General features: G+C 74.7%; 14 protein-coding genes. 7 read left to right on the forward strand and 7 right to left on the reverse strand.

The annotated features are described in order from the left end of the window. From ACWERV_RS18935 to ACWERV_RS18955, 5 genes are all read left to right on the forward strand, one after another. A partial coding sequence (locus tag ACWERV_RS18935) for a carbohydrate ABC transporter permease (RefSeq protein ID WP_452934262.1) occupies positions 1 to 681 on the forward strand: 681 nt, incomplete at its 5' end. Continuing rightward, on the forward strand, positions 678 to 1550 hold the full coding sequence (locus tag ACWERV_RS18940) for a carbohydrate ABC transporter permease (RefSeq protein ID WP_398178474.1): 873 nt from the start codon (positions 678 to 680) through the stop codon (positions 1548 to 1550). The genes ACWERV_RS18935 and ACWERV_RS18940, both read left to right, overlap by 4 nt. Positions 1551 to 1646: 96 nt before the next feature. Further along, a complete protein-coding gene (locus tag ACWERV_RS18945; protein WP_452934265.1) occupies positions 1647 to 3158 on the forward strand; it encodes a beta-N-acetylhexosaminidase in 1512 nt (503 codons plus the stop codon). 175 nt (positions 3159 to 3333) lie between these two features. Beyond that, positions 3334 to 4761 carry a cellulose binding domain-containing protein gene (locus tag ACWERV_RS18950; RefSeq protein ID WP_452934420.1) on the forward strand — a complete coding sequence of 476 codons (1428 nt, stop codon included), beginning with the start codon at positions 3334 to 3336 and terminating at the stop codon, positions 4759 to 4761. Between the two features lie 127 nt (positions 4762 to 4888). Continuing rightward, positions 4889 to 6877 (forward strand): sigma-70 family RNA polymerase sigma factor, encoded by a 1989-nt coding sequence (locus ACWERV_RS18955; RefSeq protein ID WP_452934268.1) that lies wholly within the window; start codon positions 4889 to 4891, stop codon positions 6875 to 6877. A 37-nt stretch (positions 6878 to 6914) separates the two neighbouring features. On the opposite strand, the gene ACWERV_RS18960 is transcribed toward ACWERV_RS18955, so the two are convergent. From ACWERV_RS18960 to ACWERV_RS18990, 7 genes are all read right to left on the reverse strand, one after another. Next, complete coding sequence (locus ACWERV_RS18960; RefSeq protein ID WP_452934270.1) at positions 6915 to 8012, reverse strand: winged helix DNA-binding domain-containing protein; 1098 nt, start codon at positions 8010 to 8012, stop codon at positions 6915 to 6917. Between the two features lie 84 nt (positions 8013 to 8096). Beyond that, positions 8097 to 9395 (reverse strand): MFS transporter, encoded by a 1299-nt coding sequence (locus ACWERV_RS18965; protein ID WP_452934273.1) that lies wholly within the window; start codon positions 9393 to 9395, stop codon positions 8097 to 8099. Next, complete coding sequence (locus ACWERV_RS18970; RefSeq protein WP_452934275.1) at positions 9392 to 10000, reverse strand: ArsR/SmtB family transcription factor; 609 nt, start codon at positions 9998 to 10000, stop codon at positions 9392 to 9394. The genes ACWERV_RS18965 and ACWERV_RS18970 overlap by 4 nt, the downstream gene beginning before the upstream one ends. Before the next feature lie 103 nt (positions 10001 to 10103). Further along, positions 10104 to 11234 carry an XdhC family protein gene (locus ACWERV_RS18975; RefSeq protein ID WP_452934277.1) on the reverse strand — a complete coding sequence of 377 codons (1131 nt, stop codon included), beginning with the start codon at positions 11232 to 11234 and terminating at the stop codon, positions 10104 to 10106. A gap of 83 nt (positions 11235 to 11317) precedes the next feature. Next, positions 11318 to 13714: a xanthine dehydrogenase subunit D gene (gene pucD, locus ACWERV_RS18980; protein WP_452934280.1), complete on the reverse strand. Its 2397-nt coding sequence runs from the start codon at positions 13712 to 13714 to the stop codon at positions 11318 to 11320. A 5-nt stretch (positions 13715 to 13719) separates the two neighbouring features. Further along, positions 13720 to 14196 carry a (2Fe-2S)-binding protein gene (locus tag ACWERV_RS18985; RefSeq protein WP_452934283.1) on the reverse strand — a complete coding sequence of 159 codons (477 nt, stop codon included), beginning with the start codon at positions 14194 to 14196 and terminating at the stop codon, positions 13720 to 13722. Beyond that, positions 14187 to 15074, reverse strand: a complete 888-nt coding sequence (locus ACWERV_RS18990) for an FAD binding domain-containing protein (RefSeq protein WP_398178449.1) — start codon at positions 15072 to 15074, stop codon at positions 14187 to 14189. The genes ACWERV_RS18985 and ACWERV_RS18990 overlap by 10 nt, the downstream gene beginning before the upstream one ends. A 276-nt stretch (positions 15075 to 15350) precedes the next feature. On the opposite strand from ACWERV_RS18990, the gene ACWERV_RS18995 reads away from it, so the two are divergent. Continuing rightward, a complete protein-coding gene (locus ACWERV_RS18995) occupies positions 15351 to 17003 on the forward strand; it encodes a PucR family transcriptional regulator (RefSeq protein ID WP_452934286.1) in 1653 nt (550 codons plus the stop codon). Between the two features lie 207 nt (positions 17004 to 17210). Next, positions 17211 to 17957, forward strand: a complete 747-nt coding sequence (locus ACWERV_RS19000; protein ID WP_398178443.1) for a hypothetical protein — start codon at positions 17211 to 17213, stop codon at positions 17955 to 17957. Positions 17958 to 18172: the final 215 nt, after the last annotated feature.

An 18172-nucleotide genomic window follows, 5' to 3' on the forward strand; every position in this document is an offset into this window, starting at 1 on the left:
CGCACGGTGTGGTGGACCGCGCTGAACGTCGTGCTGATCATGGTGCTGGGCACGCTGGTGGCGCTCATGCTGGTCCGGCTCGGCAAGCGGATGCGGCTGGCGGTGATGAGCGGGCTGGTGCTGACCTGGGCGACCCCGGTCATCGCCGCCACCACCATCTTCCAGTGGCTCTTCCAGTCCCGTTTCGGAGTGGTCAACTGGGCACTGGTCAAGCTGGGCTTCGACTCCTACCGCAACTACTCGTGGTTCGCGCACGGCACCGCCACCTTCTCGATCCTCGTGGTGCTCGTGGTGTGGCAGTCCGTGCCCTTCGCGGCGCTGACCCTCTACGGGGGCCTGACGACGATCCCGGCGGAGCTGTACGAGTCGGCGCGGATCGACGGCGCGGGGGCCTGGAAGTCCTTCCGGCTGGTGACCTTCCCGATGCTGCGGCCGCTGTTCGCGCTCGTCACCTCGCTCGAAGTGATCTGGTGCGCCAAGGCGTTCACCCAGATCTGGGTGATGAGCGAGGGCGGCCCCAACGGCGCCACGACCACGCTCCCCGTCTACGCCTTCCAGATCGCCCAGAGCCTGCACAAGTACGACCTGGGCGCGGCCGTCTCCACCCTGACCGTACTGATCCTGCTCGGCGCGCTCGTGTTCAACCTGCGCCGGATGTTCCGCCAGGAGGGCGCGCTGTGACCGCTTGGACCACTGGTAAGGCGCCGCGGACGCTCCGCCGCCGGCCGCGCGCGCGGCGGCTGCCGCTCAACCTGGCCGCGCTGCTGACCCTGGCCGTCTCGGTCTTCCCCGTCTACTGGATGGTGGTGACCGCCTTCAAGCCGTCCGCCGACATCCAGTCCGACACCCCGTCCTTCCTGCCGCTGCACCCCACGCTCGCGCACTTCCGCACCGCCGTGGACTCCCCCGGCTTCGGCACCTTCTGGCGCAACAGCCTCACCGTCACACTCGGCGCGGTGCTGATGTCGCTGGTGGTGGCGCTGCTCGCGGCCTTCGCCGTCGGCCGGATGCGGTGGCACGGGCGGCGCGCCTTCCTGCTGATGGTGTTCGTCGCGCAGATGGCGCCGTGGGAGGCGCTGCTGATCCCGATGTACGTCATCGCGCGGGACACCGACATGCTCGACAAGCTGTCGATGCTGACGCTGGTCTACTTCATGACGACGCTGCCCTTCACCATCGTCACGCTGCGCGGCTTCCTCGCCGCGATCCCGGTGGAGCTGGAGGAGGCCGCCCAGGTCGACGGCTGCACCCGGCCCGCGGCCTTCCGCCGGGTGACGTTCCCGCTGCTCGCGCCGGGGCTGCTGTCCACGTCGCTGTTCGGCTTCATCACGGCGTGGAACGAGTTCGCCTTCGCCAACACGCTGATCATCAAGAACCAGGACGCCCGTACGCTGCCGGTCTGGCTGGCGTCGTTCAGCAACGTCTTCGGCACGGACTGGGGCGCCACGATGGCCGCCTCGTCGCTGTTCATGCTGCCGGTGCTGGTGGTCTTCCTGCTGCTCCAGAACCGGGTCACCTCGGGCATGACCGCGGGGGCCGTCAAGGGCTGATCCCTCCCCCGCCGCCGCACCGCGGCCCCACCGTACGCCCCTGTCCCGCGCTCCCCGCCGAGCGCGCGCCCCGCCCTGCCCTGGAGAGCGACTGCCGTGATCATTCCGCACCCCACCCAATACGCCCGCATCCCCGGCCACTTCACCTTCGACGAGTCCACCGCCGTACGGGCCGACGGCGCCGCGGCCGGCGCGGCCCGGCTGCTGCGCACGCTGCTCGCGCCCGCCACCGGGCTGCCGCTGCGGTCCTCCCCGACGGGCACCGTCGTCCTGGTCGTCGACGACATGCTCGGCGGGCTCGGCGACGAGGGCTACGGTCTGACCGTCGGCCCCGACGCGGTGCTGCTGCGCGCGGCCCGCCCGGCGGGGCTGCTGCGCGGTGTGCAGACGCTGCGCCAACTGCTGCCGCCCGAGGCGCTCGCGGCGCAGCCGGTGACCGGCGTGCCGTGGCGCATCCCCGGTGTGCAGATCACCGACGTGCCGCGGCACCCGTGGCGCGGGGCGATGCTGGACGTGGCCCGGCACTTCCTGCCGGTGTCCTTCCTGCGCCGCTTCACCGACCTGCTGGCCTTCCACAAGCTCAACGTGCTGCACCTGCACCTCACCGACGACCAGGGCTGGCGGATGCCGGTCGCCGCCTTCCCGCGGCTCACCGAGATCGGCGGGCGGCGCGGCGGCGACACCCCGCACGAGGGCGCCTACACCGCGGCCGAGCTGCGCGGCCTGGTCGCGTACGCCGCCGAGCGCGGGGTCACCGTGGTGCCGGAGATCGAGATGCCCGGACACACCCGGGCGGCGCTCGCGGCCTACCCGGAGCTGGGCAACGTGCCCGGACGGCAACTGGACGTGTGGACCGAGTGGGGCGTGTGCGACACCGTCCTCGGCGTCCACGACGAGGTGCTGGACTTCTGCCGCACGGTGCTCGGCGAGGTGCTGGACGTCTTCCCGTCCCGCTATGTGCACATCGGCGGCGACGAGTGCCCCGTCACCGAGTGGGAGACCGGGACGGCGGCGCGCGAGCGGGCCGCGCGGCTGGGCCTGGAGTCGCCCAAGGCGCTGCACGGGTGGTTCCTCGGCCAGGTCGGCGACTTCCTGCTGGCGCAGGGCCGGCTCCCGGTGTGCTGGGCGGAGGACTCCGGGGCGCCGCCCGCGGACTTCACCGTCATGCCGTGGCGGGACGCCGACCACGGGCTCGCCGCCGCCCGGCGCGGCCACGACGTCATCATGACGCCCTACCGCTCGACGTACCTGGACTACCCGCAGGCCGCCGGTCCCGACGAGCCGCGCGGCCAGGCCGGCGGGGTGCTGGACCTGCGCGCGGTGCACGCCGGCGACGCGGTGCCGCCCGGCTGGGAGCCGGAGGCCGCCGCCCGGGTGCTCGGCACGCAGGGCCAGTTGTGGACGGAGTACGTGACCACCGCCGCCCAGGCCGAATACCTCGCCTTCCCGCGGCTGGCCGCGCTCGCCGACCGGGCGTGGAACCCGGCGAGCAGCTGGTCGGCCGACTTCCGCCCCGCGCTGCGCCACCACCAGTCCCGGCTGGACGCGCTGCGCGTGCACCACCGCCGCGAACCCGGCGGCGCCCCCGCGACGGCGTCCTCGCGCTGACCCGCGGGACGCGCGCGGCCCCCCGACCCGCCGGGCCCCGAGCCCGGCGCGCACCACCTCCCTCCCCTCGGCCCACTTGGCCCACCGGACCCACCCACCCCACTGGAAAGGGATCACCGTGTCAGGTAAGACCGCACGAAGCACCACCGCACGCACCGCACGCCGCCCGGTCCGCATGCGCGCCGCCATGGCGCTGTGCGCGGCCGCCGGGCTCGGCTGCGCGGCCCTCACCGCGCTGCCCGCCTCCGCCGCGCAGGACGCGCTCACCGCGCAGTACCGCACCAGCGCGACGGGCGCGACCGCCGACCAGTCGGAGCCCTGGCTCCAGGTCACCAACACCGGCAGCTCGTCCGTACCGCTCAGCCAGGTCACCCTGCGCTACTACTTCAAGTCCGACGGCCCCTCCGTCACCTACCGCTTCGCCTGCTCGTGGGCCGTCAAGGGCTGCGGGAACATCACCGGCACCTTCGGCACCCTCGCCCACCCGACTGCGACCGCCGACCGCTACCTGGAGATCGGCTTCACCTCCGGCGCGGGCTCGCTGGCCCCCGGCCAGAACACCGGCGACATGCAGCTGCGCTTCTACCGCGCCGACTGGCAGACCCTCACGCAGTCCGACGACTACTCCTTCGGCGCCACCCAGACCTCGTACGCGAACTGGACGAAGGTCACCGTGCAGGAGAACGGCTCGGTCGTCTTCGGCACCGCGCCCGCGGGCAACGACCCCACCTCGCCGCCCACCACCCCGCCGACCACCCCGCCCACCTCCGGAGGAGGCGGCGACGACCCGGGGGCGCCCGCGCTCTTCGACGACTTCTCCTACACCTCCAGCTCCGACGCGGCCGTCTCCCAGCACGGCTGGACGGTCAAGTCCGGCCAGGGCGGTCCGGGCGTGGCGGGCGCGACCTGGTCGCCCGGCGACATCACCTTCGCCGCCGACGGCAGCAGCAACCGCGTCATGGACCTCAAACTCACCACCGACGGCACCGCGTCCGGCACCCGGGAGACCGAACTCCAGACCACCGCGCGGAAGTTCAAGAACGGGACGTACGCGGCCCGGGTCCGCTTCGGCGACTCCCCCGACAGCGGCCCGGACGGCGACCACATCAACCAGACGTTCTTCACCTTCACCCCGCTGAACGCCCCCATGGATCCCGACTACAGCGAGCAGGACTTCGAGTACCTGCCCAACGGCGGCTGGGGCGAGACGCAGAACATCATGTACGAGACGTCCTGGGAGACGTACAACCCCGACCCGTGGAACGCCGTCAACACCCACGGGCAGCAGTACGGCAGCCTCAACGGCTGGCACGACCTCCAGATCACCATCGACAACACCAACATCACCTACTACATCGACGGCCAGGTCGTCGCGACGCACGGCGAGCCGTACCTGCCCGAGACGCCGCAGTGGATCGACTTCAACCACTGGCTCATCGACCTCACGGGCCAGACCAGCAGCACCTCCCGCTCGTACCACGAGCAGGTGGACTACGTCGCCTTCGTCAAGGACCAGGTGCTGACCCCCGCGCAGGTCAGCGCGCGGGTGGCCGGATACCGGGCGGCGGGGACGACCTTCACGGACACCGTGCCCAATCCGTGAGCCGTGAGCCGCGCCCAGCGGGTTTCCGTTATCCGCCGGGCGTGGCACCGTCTCCTGTCCGGGGGAAGAAGCGCCGTCCGCACGGCGCGGACGGACGACGGACGACGGAAGATCGGAACGGAGCAGCATGCGCGCAGACGGCCGTGTCGGACCCGACCCCGCACTGGTGGCGGCCGCGCGGGCGGGCGACCAGCAGGCGCTCGACCGGCTGGTCGCGCAGTGCCTGCCGCTCGTCTACAACATCGTGGGCCGCGCGCTCGACGGGCACGACGACGTCGACGACGTGGTCCAGGAGACGCTGCTGCGGGTCGTCCGCGGGCTGGACGGCCTGCGCGACCCGGCGGCCTTCCGCTCCTGGCTGGTGGCCATCGCCGTACGCCAGGTCCGCGACCGCGAACAGGCCCGCAAGGCGTCCTGGCACCACCGCACCGCGCTGGACGCCGCCGAGCTGATCCCCGACCCGGCCTCCGACTTCGCCGCCCTCACCATCCTGCGGCTCGGCCTCACCGACCAGCGCCGGGAGATCGCCGAGGCCACCCGCTGGCTCGACGGCGACGACCGCACCCTGCTCGCGCTGTGGTGGCTGGAGGAGACCGGGGACCTCGGCCGCGCCGAACTCGCCGACGCGCTCGGCCTGTCCCGGCAGCACGCGGCGGTCAAGGTCCAGCGCATGAAGGAGCAACTGGACGTCTCCCGCGCGGTGGTCCGCGCGCTCGGCGCCACCCCGCCCTGCGACGGGCTGCGGCACGCCGCCGCCGGGTGGGACGGGGTGCCGAGCCCGCTGTGGCGCAAGCGCCTGGCCCGGCACATCCGCGGCTGCGCCGACTGCACCGCCCGCACGGGCGGACTGCTGCCGATGGACCGGCTGCTGAGCGGGCTGCCGCTGCTGCCGGTGCCGATCGGGCTCGGACTCGGCCACGCGGCGGGCTCCGGGGCCGCCGCCGGCGCGGGTGCCCTCGACCCCGCGGGCCTCGCAGGGCCCGCCCCCACACCCCCCACCCAGGCCGCGCCCCATGCCGCGGCCCCGCGCACCGCTCCGGCACACCCCCCACGCCGGAGCGGTGCGCGGCACGGACACCGGGCCAGGCCCCGGCTGCTGCACGGCCCCGCCGGGGTGACCACGGCCGCGGCCGGTACCGTCGCCGCGGTCGCGGCGGGCGCGCTGCTCGCCGTCCACCTGTCCGCGGGCGGCGACTCGGCGCCTGCCGCCGACGCCTCCGCCACGCCGCGCCCGGCGGCGAGCAGCACGTCGGCCGCCGCCGCGCCCACCACCGCCGCGCCGTCCCCCACGACGCCCTCGGCCTCCCCCACCCCGTCCTCCGCGACGCCCTCCGCCAAGGCCACCGCCCACGCCCCGGCCAAGGCCGCGCCGCCCGTCGCTCCCGCGTCCTCGACCCGCAAGGGCGTCGGCGTCTGGACCTTCGACGGGGTGAACTCCGCCCTCGGCAAGTCCGGCGCGAGCTGGTACTACACCTGGTCCACCACCCACAGCGGCGTCAGCGGCCCCGGCTTCGTCCCGATGATCTGGGGCTCCGCGAGCACCGACGCGGCCTCGCTCGCCCAGGCGAAGAAGGCCGGTCCCTACCTGCTGGGCTTCAACGAGCCCGACATGTCGGGGCAGTCCGACATGAGCGCGGACCAGGCGCTCGCCCTGTGGCCGAAGCTCATGGCGAGCGGGAAGGTGCTGGGCAGCCCCGCCGTCGCCTACGGCGGCGACACCCCGGGCGGCTGGCTGGACCAGTTCATGTCCGGGGCGAAGGCCAAGGGCTACCGCGTCGACTTCATCGCCCTGCACTGGTACGGCGGCGACTTCCGCACCCCCGAGGCGGTCGCCCAGCTCAAGTCCTACCTCCAGGCGGTGTACAACCGCTACCACAAGCCGATCTGGCTCACCGAGTTCGCCCTCATCGACTTCTCCCACGGCACGCGCTTCCCGACCGACGCCCAGCAGGCCGCGTTCGTGACGTCCGCGACGAAGATGCTGGACGGCCTGCCCTACCTGCAGCGGTACGCGTGGTTCGGCCTCGGGGCCGACGACACGAAGCCCAGCAGCGGGCTCTTCCGCAGCGGTGCCGCCGAGACGGCCGCGGGGCGGGCGTTCGAGGCGGCACGGTAGGGGCGGCACGGTAGGGGCGGCGCGGCCCGCCCGGGGCTCAGGCCGCCGTGAAGGTCACCTCGGGCGCCGCCCCCGCGTCGGTCGTCGCCAGCAGGCGCAGCCCCTCCGACGTCAGCGACGCGCGGTCCGCCGCCGCCAGCGGAGCAAAGTGCGTGACCTCCACCGCCGCCTTCCCGCGTGCCCGCGCGAAACGCCAGGTGCCCGCCACGAAGCCGTCGACCAGGATCGTGCCGCGCACGATGCCGTTGACCGTCATCACACGCGAGCGGTACGCCTCCGGCACGATACGTGTCCGGTCCACGTGCGACAGCAGGACGTTGTCGAAGTCCGCGACGAGCCGGGCCGTCACCGGCACGTCCGGGTCGGCGAGTTCCGCCTCCGGCAGGTCGTACAGCTCCCGGCCGTCGTCGGTCGTGTACGTGCGCAGGTCCAGCGGCGCGAAGGCGGACTTCAGCCCCGTCAGACCCGACCACTTCTGGAGGTCCGCGGGGGTGGCGGGTCCGAAGGCGGCGAGGTAGCGGCGGACGATGTCCGCGCTGTCCGGCGCCGTGTCGGCGGCCTCCTCCCCGAGCCACTCCTCCAGCAGGGCGTACGTCGTCTCCCCGCCCGCGCCCCACACCCCGCGCGGCGGCAGCTGCACGAGCGGCAGCCACGACCGCAGCGCGTTCACCAGCGCCGCCGGGTCCGCGGCGGGGAAGCGCGGGGCGAGCGCCGCGCGCAACTCCGCGGGGGTGCGCGGCTTCTCGCGCAGCAGCGCCCGCCCCTCGGCGGTCAGCGCGGCCTCGTCCGCCCCCGCCAGCCCCTTCGCCCACTGCGAACTCGCGAACGACCGCCGCAGCATCGGATCCACCCACGGCCGCAACCGCGACGCGTCCCGCGCCGTCACCAGATGCACGGTGCTGCGCATCATCGCCAGCCGGACGACCCGCCGTTCGGTGAGCAGCCGCCCCAGCTCGGCCACGTCGAAGCCGTCGAGCCGGCTCCACAGCCCCGGATACGGGGAGGAGGGCACCTGCGACTGCATCCCGAGCAGATGCCCGACGACATCCTCGGCGCCGGTCGCGGGCCCCGCCCGGTGCAGGAGGCGCTGACGGCTGAGCAGTGTCCGGTTGAGCGTGCGCAGGCTGAGGGGCATGGATCTTACGGTAGGCCCCGATGCGGACAGGTGCGGTCCGCGACTGCCCCTAGCGCCCCGCCTGCGGGGGGAGGGAGCCGGGGCTCAGGCCGCCTGCTCCGCCGTGCGCGGGGGTGCGGCGGCGGGCGTCCGCCGGTGGTCGGGGAGGTCCCGTACGCGGCGGATCGGGGAGAAGGCGAGGATCAGCGCGGCGAGCGGGATGCCCGCCGTCATGACGGTCATCGCGGCGCGGGGGCCCAGGGCGGTGCCGAGGGCGCCGCCGAGGAGCGCGCCGAGCGGGATCGTGCCGTAGCCGAGGAAGGCGGCGCTCGCGGTGAGGCGGCCGAGGAGTTCGGGCGGGCAGTAGCGCTGCTGGAAGCCCGCCTTGACGACGTTGCCGCCGACGACGCCCGCGGTGACGCAGAAGCCGCCGGTCACGAAGAGCAGCACTCCGGCGCCTCGGGTGGTGAGCGGCATGAGCAGGGCGAGGACGGGGACAGCCAGTTCGAACAGCAGCGTGGCGCGCGCGGTGCCGACGCGGCGGGCGACCCGGCGGGCGGCGAAGGCCCCGGCGACGCCGCCGGTGCTGGTGGCGGCGATGAGCGTGCCGACGAGGCCGGGGGGCAGGCCGACGGTGCGGACGAGGAAGACGACCTGGAGGGACTGGTAGCCCATGAGGGCCAGGTTGGAGGCGGCCCCGAAGAGGGCGAAGGTGCGGAACCACGGGTCGCCCGCGATGAGCCGCAGGCCCGCGCGGACCTCGGCGCCGAGCGCTCCGCGGGCGCGGCGGCCGGTGCGGGCGGGGCGGGGCTCGCGGTGGCGGATGCCGGCCAGGCACAGCAGCGAGACGAGGAAGGTCGCGGCGTTGGCGAACAGCCCGTTGACCGCCCCGGCGGCCTGCGCGATGACACCGCCCGAGCCGAGCCCGGCGAACTGCGCGGCGGACGCGCTGCCGTGCAGCTTGGCGTTGCCCTCGGGCTGGTCGGCGGGTTCCAGGAGGGTGGGGAGGTAGGCGGTCCAGGCGGTCTGGAAGAAGACCGCCGCGGTGCCCGTCAGCAGGGCCACCGTGAGGAGCAGCCCCATGCTCAGCAGCCCGCACCGCGCGGCGAGCGGCGCCGCGGTGAACAGGGCGAGGGAGGCGGCGGCCGACGACATCATGACCGGGCGGCGCGGCAGCCGGTCCACCCACGCGCCGACGGGCAGGCCGATGAACAGCCAGGGCGCCCAGGCGCTCGCGCTCAGCAGCCCGACCTCGAACGTCCCGGCGTGCAGCACGGAGACGGCGATGAGCGGCATCGACACCCCGGTGACGGACGCGCCGAACTTGCCTGCGGTCTCGCCGCACCACAGCAGGCGGAAGTCCCGGTGGCGGCGCAGCAGGCCGCCGCGTGCGCCGCCGCTCATCCGGTGCCCCGCGGTCTGCGCGGGAAGGACTGCAACTGGACGACGACGGGGAGCGCGCCGGGCGCGGGCTCGGTGCCGGGGGCCGGGGTGTGGCGTGCGACGACGTCGGCGAGTTCCGCGTTGAGCGCCTTGAGCTGGTCGGGCGTCAGCCGCAGGTCGCGCCAGTCCGCGACGGTGCCTGCGGCGCGCCAGGCGGTGTCCCAGTCCTCGTTGACGTAGGCCGTGACGCGGCTGAAGTACTGGTGCAGCAGTTCGTGCAGGTAGACGCCGAACGCGCCGCGGGTGTCGGGGTCGTCGCGGAAGTCGGCGCTGTTCAGCTCGTTCCTGGTGTCCACCCGGCGCCACCAGCGCTCCCGCTTGGTGCCGCGCCCGACCTCCTCCTCGATGAAGTCGTGCTCGGCCAGGTGCCGCAGGTGCCAGCTGACGGTTCCGGTGTTCTCGCCGAGGCGCTCGGCGAGCATGGTGGCGGTGGCCGGGCCGTCCAGGCTGAGGATCTCGAAGATCTTCATGCGCAGGGGGTGGGCGAGCCCGCGCAGGCTGCGGGCGTCGATCCGGCGGGTGGGCGGCGGGGGCACGGGTTCCCCGGGCGGGGTCGGGTCGGTCATGAGGGCAGCATAGGTTGCAGAGGATCCTCTGCATAGAGTCATTTGCAGAGATTCCTCTGCATGACGGCCGGACCGCGCCCCCACGGGAGCCGTACGGACGCGGTCAGGCGGGCAGGGCGTGGATGGGCATGGACGCGCCGGTCAGCGGCATCCCCGTGGCGCCCGTGCGGCACGCCAGGATCTCCGCGGTGACCGACAGCGCCGTCTCCTCCGGTGTGCGGGCGCCGAGGTCCAGCCCGATCGGGGAGTGCAGCCGGGCCAGTGCCGCGGCGGGGACACCGGCCGCGCGCAGCCGGGCCGTCCGGTCGGCGTGGGTGCGGCGCGAGCCCATCGCCCCGACGTAGCCGAGCGGCAGCCGCAGCGCCCGTGCCAGGACAGGCACGTCGAACCGCGCGTCGTGGGTGAGGACGCACACCACGGTACGGGCGTCGAGGCGGCCGGCCGCGGCTTCGGCGTCCAGGTAGCGGTCCGGGTGGTCGACGACGACCTCGGCCGCGTCCGGGAAGCGCCGCGGGGTGGTGAACACGGGCCGCGCGTCGCACACCGTGACCCGGTAGCCGAGGAAGGATCCGGCGCGGGCGAGCGCCGCGGCGACGTCCGTCGCGCCGAGGACGAGCATCCGCGGCGGCGCGGCGGCGCACTCGGCCAGCAGCGTCAGCGGCTCGCCGCACCGGCTGCCGTCCGCGCCGATCACGAAGGTGCCGGTGCGCCCGGCGGCGAGCAGCGCGCGGGCCCCGTCGGCGGCGGTGGCGTCGCGCCGCTCGTCGCCGAGGCCGCCCTCGTAGGGCAGGTCCGGGCGTACGAGCAGGGCGCGGCCCAGGAGTTCGGCCGGGCCCGCCACCACCCGGGCCAGCGCCGCCACCTCACCGGCGGCGAACGCGGCCAGTGCGGCGGCGAGTTCGGGCCGGGCGGCGGGGTCGACGCGCTGGACGAGGACGTCGATCTCGCCGCCGCAGGTCAGGCCGACGGCGAAGGCGTCGTCGTCGGACCAGCCGTAGCGGCGCAGCAGCGGCCGCGCCGGCTCCCCCGCGGCCAGGGCCTCCTGGCACAGCAGGTAGACGTCGGCCTCCACGCACCCGCCGGACACGCTGCCGACCGCGGTGCCGTCCGCGTCGACGGCGAGCGCGGCCCCGGGCTGCCGGGGCGCGCTGCCGCTGACGGCCACGACCGTCGCCACGGCGAAGGGGCGGCCCGCGGCGCACCACCGGTGCAGGTCGGCTGCGATGTCGAGCATCGCCTTCACCTCCTCGGGGCCGGTGGGACGTGTGGGTGCGGGGCGGTCCCGCCGGGTGGGGACGGGTGCGGGACGGACGCGTCCTAGGGTCCGGTCAGGTGTTCCGGGCGGACCGGGGTGCGGGTCAGGGCGCGGCCGGTGGCCTGGCGGATGGCGGCCAGGATCGCCGGGGTCGAGGACAGCGTCGGCGCCTCGCCCACCCCGCGCAGCCCGTACGGGGCGTGGGTGTCGGCGAGTTCGAGGATGTCGACGGGCATGGGCGGGGTGTCGAGGATGGTGGGGATCAGGTAGTCGGTGAAGGACGGGTTGCGGACCAGCGCGGTGGTGGGGTCGATGACGATCTCCTCCATCACCGCCACCCCGAGGCCCTGGGTGCTGCCGCCCTGGATCTGGCCGGTCACCGACAGCGGGTTGACGGCCTTGCCGACGTCCTGCGCGCACGCCAGCTCGACGACCTTGACCAGGCCCAGTTCGGTGTCGACCTCCACAACCGCGCGGTGCGCGGCGAAGCTGTACTGGACGTGCCCGTTGCCCTGCCCGGTGCGCAGGTCGAAGGGCTGGGTGGGGCGGTGGCGGAATTCCAGCTCCAGGTCGATGGCCTGGTCGCCGAGGACGTCGGCGAGGCCGGCGAGCACCTCGCCGCCGTCGGTGGCCACCTTGCCGTCCTCCAGGACGAGTTCGGCGGTGGCCCACGCCGGGTGGTGGCTGCCGAACTTGCGGCGGCCGAGGTCGAACACCCGCTCCCGCACGGCCTCGCAGGTGTGCTTGACGGCGCCGCCGGTCATGTACGTCTGGCGGGAGGCGGACGTGGAGCCGGCCGAGCCCACGGTGGTGTCGGCGGGCGCCAGGGTGACCTGGGCGACGCCCAGTTCGCTGCGGGCGATCTGCGCCTGGACGGTCACCCCGCCCTGGCCGACCTCGGCCATCGCGGTGTGCACGGTGACGACGGGCTCACCGGCGACGGCCTCGATGCGGACGCGCGCGGTGGAGTAGTCGTCGAAGCCCTCGGAGAAGCCGACGTTCTTGATGCCGACGGCGTAGCCGACCCCGCGCACGACGCCCTCGCCGTGCGTGGTGTTGGACAGCCCGCCGGGCAGGGCCCGCAGGTCGGGGCCCTCGGTGGTCTCCCACTGGCGTTCCGGCGGCAGCGGGCGGGCCTTGACGCGGCGCAGCAGTTCGGCGACGGGCGCGGGGGCGTCGACGACCTGCCCGGTGGGCATGACCGAGCCCTGGCTCATGGCGTTGCGGCGCCGGAAGTCGACCGGGTCCAGGCCGAGTTCGGCCGCCAACTTGTCCATCTGGGCCTCGTAGGCGAAGCACGCCTGGACGGCGCCGAAGCCGCGCATCGCCCCGCAGGGCGGGTTGTTGGTGTAGAGGGCGAGCGCCTCGATGTCGACGTCGTCCACGACGTAGGGGCCGACCGCGAGCGAGGCCGCGTTGCCGACGACGGCGGGCGAGGAGGAGGCGTACGCGCCGCCGTCCAGGACGATGCGGCAGCGCACGTGGGTGAGCTTGCCGTCGCGCGTCGCACCGTGCTCGTAGGCGAGCTTGGCGGGGTGGCGGTGGACGTGGCCGAAGAAGGACTCGAAGCGGTTGTAGACCATCTTCACCGGCTTGCCGGTGCGCAGCGCCAGCAGGCAGCCGTGGATCTGCATCGACAGGTCCTCGCGGCCGCCGAAGGCGCCGCCGACGCCGGACAGCGTCATCCGCACCTTGCGCTCGGGCAGGCCCAGGACGGGGGCGATCTGCCGCAGGTCGGAGTGCAGCCACTGGGTGGCGACGTAGAGGTCCACGCCGCCGTCCTCGGCGGGCACCGCGAGGCCCGACTCGGGGCCGAGGAAGGCCTGGTCCTGCATGCCGAAGACGTACTCGCCGCGCACCACGACGTCGGCCCGCGCGGCGGCCGCGGCGGCGTCGCCGCGCACGACCGGCTGCCGGTGGACGACGTTGGGGTGCGGGACGTGCGCCGCGTGGTGGTCGTCGCGCGCCTCGTGGACCAGGACGGCGCCGGGACCGGTCGCGCTCGCCTCGTCCGTCACGACGGGCAGCGGCGCGTAGTCCACCCGGATCTTCGCGGCGGCGCGGCGCGCGGTCTCCGGGTGGTCGGCGGCGACCAGCGCGACCGGCTCGCCGTGGTGGCGGACCTTGCCGTACGCGAGGACGGGCGTGTCGCGGAACTCCAGCCCGTAGTGGCGCACGTCGGTGGGCAGGTCGTCGTGGGTGAGCACGGCGTACACCCCGGGGGTGGCGAGCGCATCGGAGGTGTCGATCGCGGTGATCGTCGCGTGCGCGACGGTGCTGCGCAGCGTGTGGCCCCACAGCATGTCCTCGTGCCACAGGTCGGAGGCGTACGCGAACTCGCCGGTGACCTTGAGCGTGCCGTCCGGGCGCAGGGTGGACTCGCCCACACCGCCCGCACGGCCGGAACTGGACTGGGTGAGGCCGGTGGGGGCGAGGCGGGTGCCCCGGGCGGAGTCCATCGCGTTCACCCGGCCTGTCCGGTACGGGCGGCCGCGAGGCGGACCGCGTCGAGGATCTTCTCGTAGCCCGTGCAGCGGCACAGGTTGCCCGACAGCGCCTCGCGGATGTCGGCGTCCGACGGCGAGGGGTTGCGCTCCAGCAGCTCGTCGGCGGCGACCAGCAGGCCCGGCGTGCAGAAGCCGCACTGCACGGCGCCCGCGTCCACGAACGCCTGCTGCACGGGGGCGAGCGCGCCGTCCGGTCCGGCCAGCCCCTCGACGGTGTCGACCCGGCGGCCCTCGGCCTGCCCCGCCGCGACCAGGCAGGAGCACACCAGGACGCCGTCCAGGCGCACCGTGCACGAGCCGCACTCGCCCTGCTCGCAGGCGTTCTTGGCGCCCGGCAGGCCGAGCCGCTCACGCAGCACGTACAGCAGGCTCTCGCCCTCCCAGACGTCGTCGGCCTGCCGGCGGCGGCCGTTGACGGTGAACGTCACGCGCATGTCCTGCTCCCCCTCTCGTCGCGGTACTGCCGCCAGGTCCATTCCAGGGTGCGCCGGGCGAGCACGCCCAGCGCGTGCCTGCGGTACGTGGCGGTGCCGCGCACGTCGTCGATCGGGCTCGCAGCGGCGGCCACCAGGGCGGCGAACTCCCCGGCCGCGGACGGCGGTACGGGCCGGCCGCTGTCCCACAGCCCCTCCTCGTCGAGCACCGCGGCCAGGAACTCCTCGGCGGTACGGGCGCGGACCGGGGTCGGCGCGGCCGAGCCGATGCCGGTGCGGACGGTGCGGGTGTCCGGGTGCAGGGCGATGCCGAAGGCGCACACCGCGATCACCATCGCATTGCGCGTGCCGACCTTGGAGAACTGCTGCGGGCCGGTCGCCCTGGTCACGTGCACGGCGCGGATCAGCTCGTCGGGCGCGAGCGCGTTGCGCTTGACGCCGGTGTAGAAGTCGTCGATGGGGATCATCCGCCGCCCCCGCACCGACTCCGCCTCGACCCGCGCGCCCGCCGCGAGCAGCGCCGGGTGGGCGTCGCCCGCGGGCGAGGCGGTGCCCAGGTTGCCGCCGACCCCACCGCGGTTGCGGATCTGCGGCGAGGCGACCGTACGGCTGGCGAGCGCCAGGCCCGGCAGCTCGCCGGCCAGGTGGTCGATGACCTGGGCGTACGGGACGGTGGCGCCGAGCCGTACGTCCGGCCCGGCGCTCTCCCAGCGGGCCAGCTCGGCGATCCGGCCGAGGTCCAGCAGCTGCCGCGGCCTGCGGTGGTCGTAGGTGATCTCGACCATCACGTCGGTGCCGCCCGCGAGCGGCACGGCCTCGGGGTGCGCGGCCTTGGCGGCGAGCGCCTCCTGCCAGCTGGCAGGGCGCAGGAAGTCCATGCGGTGCCTCACTCTTCGTCTCGGCGCGGGCGGCGGCTCTTCCTGTCCTGTTACACGCTGCGTACGCCCAGTACACGGCGGCTGGGCCGTCCGGGTGCAGTCACCGAAACCATGAAGCGCTTGGCTGGCCACACCCCCCGTCTTGTAGATTCCTCTGAAAGAGACCGTGCGGAAACCTCACGGTTTCCCACCGGCCACACCGGACGCCGGCCGGCCACCCGCGGGCCCCGCGGCGGCACGGCACCGGACCGAGCACGACAGGACAGGGCGACCACGATGCGGCTGCGCGCGCTCCTCGACACCGGAACCCTCGGCCTGCGGCTGCTGGGCGGCGAGGCCGAACTGGACCGCACCGTCCGCGGCGTGATGACCACGGATCTGCGCGACCCCAGCCGCTACCTCAGCGGCGGCGAACTGGTGCTCACCGGGCTGACCTGGCGGCACACCCCCGCCGACAGCGAGGCGTTCGTCCGGCTGCTGGCGGCCGCCGGGGTCGCCGCGCTCGCCGTCGGCGAGGCCGAGCTGCGCGGGGTCCCCGACGACCTCGTCGAGGCGTGCGCCCGGCACCGGCTGCCGCTGCTCGCCGTCGACGAGCGGGTCGCGTTCGCCACCATCACCGAGTACGTCGCCCGGCAGGTCTCCGGCGAGCGCGCCGGAGACCTCGCGGCCGTCGTCGAACGCCACCGGCGGCTGATGTCCTCCGGCCCCGCGGGCGGCGGCCCGGACGCCGTCCTCGACCTGCTCGGCAGCGACCTCGATCTGCGGGCGTGGGTGCTGTCCGCCACCGGGCGGGAGATCGCCGGGCCGGGCCGCCCGCTGCCCCCGCACCTGGGCGCCGAACTCGCCGGAGCCCAGCAGGCCGCCGCCCGCACCGGCCGCCGCGGGCCCTACCGCATCGCGGTGCAGGGCCGGACGTACTCCCTCTTCCCGGTACGCGGCGGAGCCGCCGACACCGACCCCCGCGCCCGGGTGCTCACCGACTGGTTCCTCGCCGTCGAGGCCGATGCGGGCGACTGGCCCGACGAACGGCTCGACCTGCTGCGCGGCGTCACCCAGCTGATCGCCGTCGAACGCGACCGGCGCGACGGCGCCCGAGCCGTCGGACGGCGGCTGGCCGGGGAGATCTTCGACCTCGTCGCGGGCGGCGGCGCTCCCGCCGAGACCGGCGCCCGGCTGCGCGCCGCCGCCCCCGTCCTCGCCCCCGGCGCCGAGGGCCCGACCTACTGGCAGATCGTCGTCGCCGCCGTCGACTGGCCCGGCGGCGGCCCCGCCGCAGGACCCGCCGCGCAGGCGCTGCTCGAAGAGGTACTGGCCGGCCCCGCCGACGGCGGACCCGGACGCGTCGCCGTCGCCCACGCCGAAGGCCAGGCCATGGCGCTCGTCCCGCTCACCGGAGCCGCACACGCCCCCGGCGAACCCGGCGGCCCCCACGACCCGCTCACCGCCGACTCCCTGCACGCCCTGCTGCGCGGCCCGCTCGCCCGCGGCCTCGGCGACGAGGGCCGGCTCACCGCGGGCGTCAGCGCCGCCGTCTCCTCCCCCGAAGGCCTGCGCGGCGCCCTGGAGGAGGCCCGGCACGCCCGCCGGGTCGCCGCCGCCCGCCCCGGCACCGTCTCCGTCGCCGGGCACGAGGAACTCGCCTCGCACGTCCTGCTGCTGCCCTTCGTCCCCGACGACGTCCGCCGCGCCTTCACCGCCCGCCTCCTCGACCCGCTGCGCGCCTACGACCGGCGGCACCGCTCCGACCTCATCACCACCCTGGAGGCCTTCCTCGACTGCGACGGCTCCTGGACCCGCTGCGCCACCCGGCTGCACCTGCACGTCAACACACTGCGGTACCGCATCACCCGCATCGAGCAGCTGACGGGCCGTGACCTGTCCCGGCTCGAGGACAAGCTGGATTTCTTCCTGGCGCTCCGGATGAGCTAGTGATCCCGTTCACAAGATGTGATCTCCGACCCCTTGGCGGAAGCCCCCGCCGCGTGCTGAACTTCGGCCACCGGCAGGCACGCGGACAACTGCCGGACACATGAACCCGATACCGCACCGCGGGGGGTCGGCGCGGACGTCCACGTTCCTGCACTGCTGCACGGCACGCACAACTCGCACTGGCTCGACGACGCGCTTGGGGGAGAAGTGGCGGAAACCGCCCTGTCGGAATCTGTGGTCGGAACACCGGACGTCTGGCGGCTGCGCGCCCGCGGCTGCTGGGCGGAAGCCGCGGCGCTGCTCGCACCGCACTGCGCCAACGACCCGGGAGCCGCACGGCAGCGCGCGGAGATCCTCATCGAAGGCTGCTTCTACCACCTCGACGGATGGGCCGAGGCCGAGGACGCGCTGCGCGTCGCCGAAGCGATGGCCGGCACCGACGAGGAACGCGGCGCCGCCGCCTCCGAACGCGGCTACCTCGCCTACGGCGCCACCCTCCACCACGTCCGCGACCGCGCCGACGAGGCCCGCTCCGCGTTCGGCCGCAGCGCCGCGCTGCTGTCGCCCAGCTCGCCGGGCCGCCCCCTGCTCGACTTCCGCCGCGGCCTCGTCGCCGAACACATCGCCGCCAACCCCGCCGCCGCGCGTGCCGCCTACCGCCGCGCCCACGCCGGGGCCGTCGCCCACGGCAACACCTTCCTGACGTCCTTCACCTGGCGCCACCTCGCCGGACTCGCCGCGGCGGACGGCGACATCGCCGAGGCCCGGCACGGATTCGCCGAATCCCTCCGCCTCCGGGTGACCCTCGGCCACCTCGTCGGCACCGCCCCCGCGCTCCTCTCCCTCGCCGAGGTCTCCCCCGACGACGAGGCCGCCCCCCTCCGCGCCGAAGCAACCCGCCTCTTCACCCTCCTGGGCGCGATCCCCACCTGGCTGGCCCCGTCCCTGCGCTGAGCTTGCGCAGGGGGACGCCCCGGGCTGCCCCTTGCGGTGGGCTGGTCGCGCAGTTCTCCCCCAGGCTCCGCCCGGGAGGTGCCCCCACGCGCCCTGAAAAACGGGTGCCCGACGCGGTAACGGCGTGCGCATGCCGCGCAGGCTGACAAACCAGGGGCGCGGGGAACTGCGCGACCAGCCACAACGCGCGGAAGATCGCGCAAAGCGCCCCCGGG

Source organism: Streptomyces sp. NPDC004031 (genome assembly GCF_053604375.1).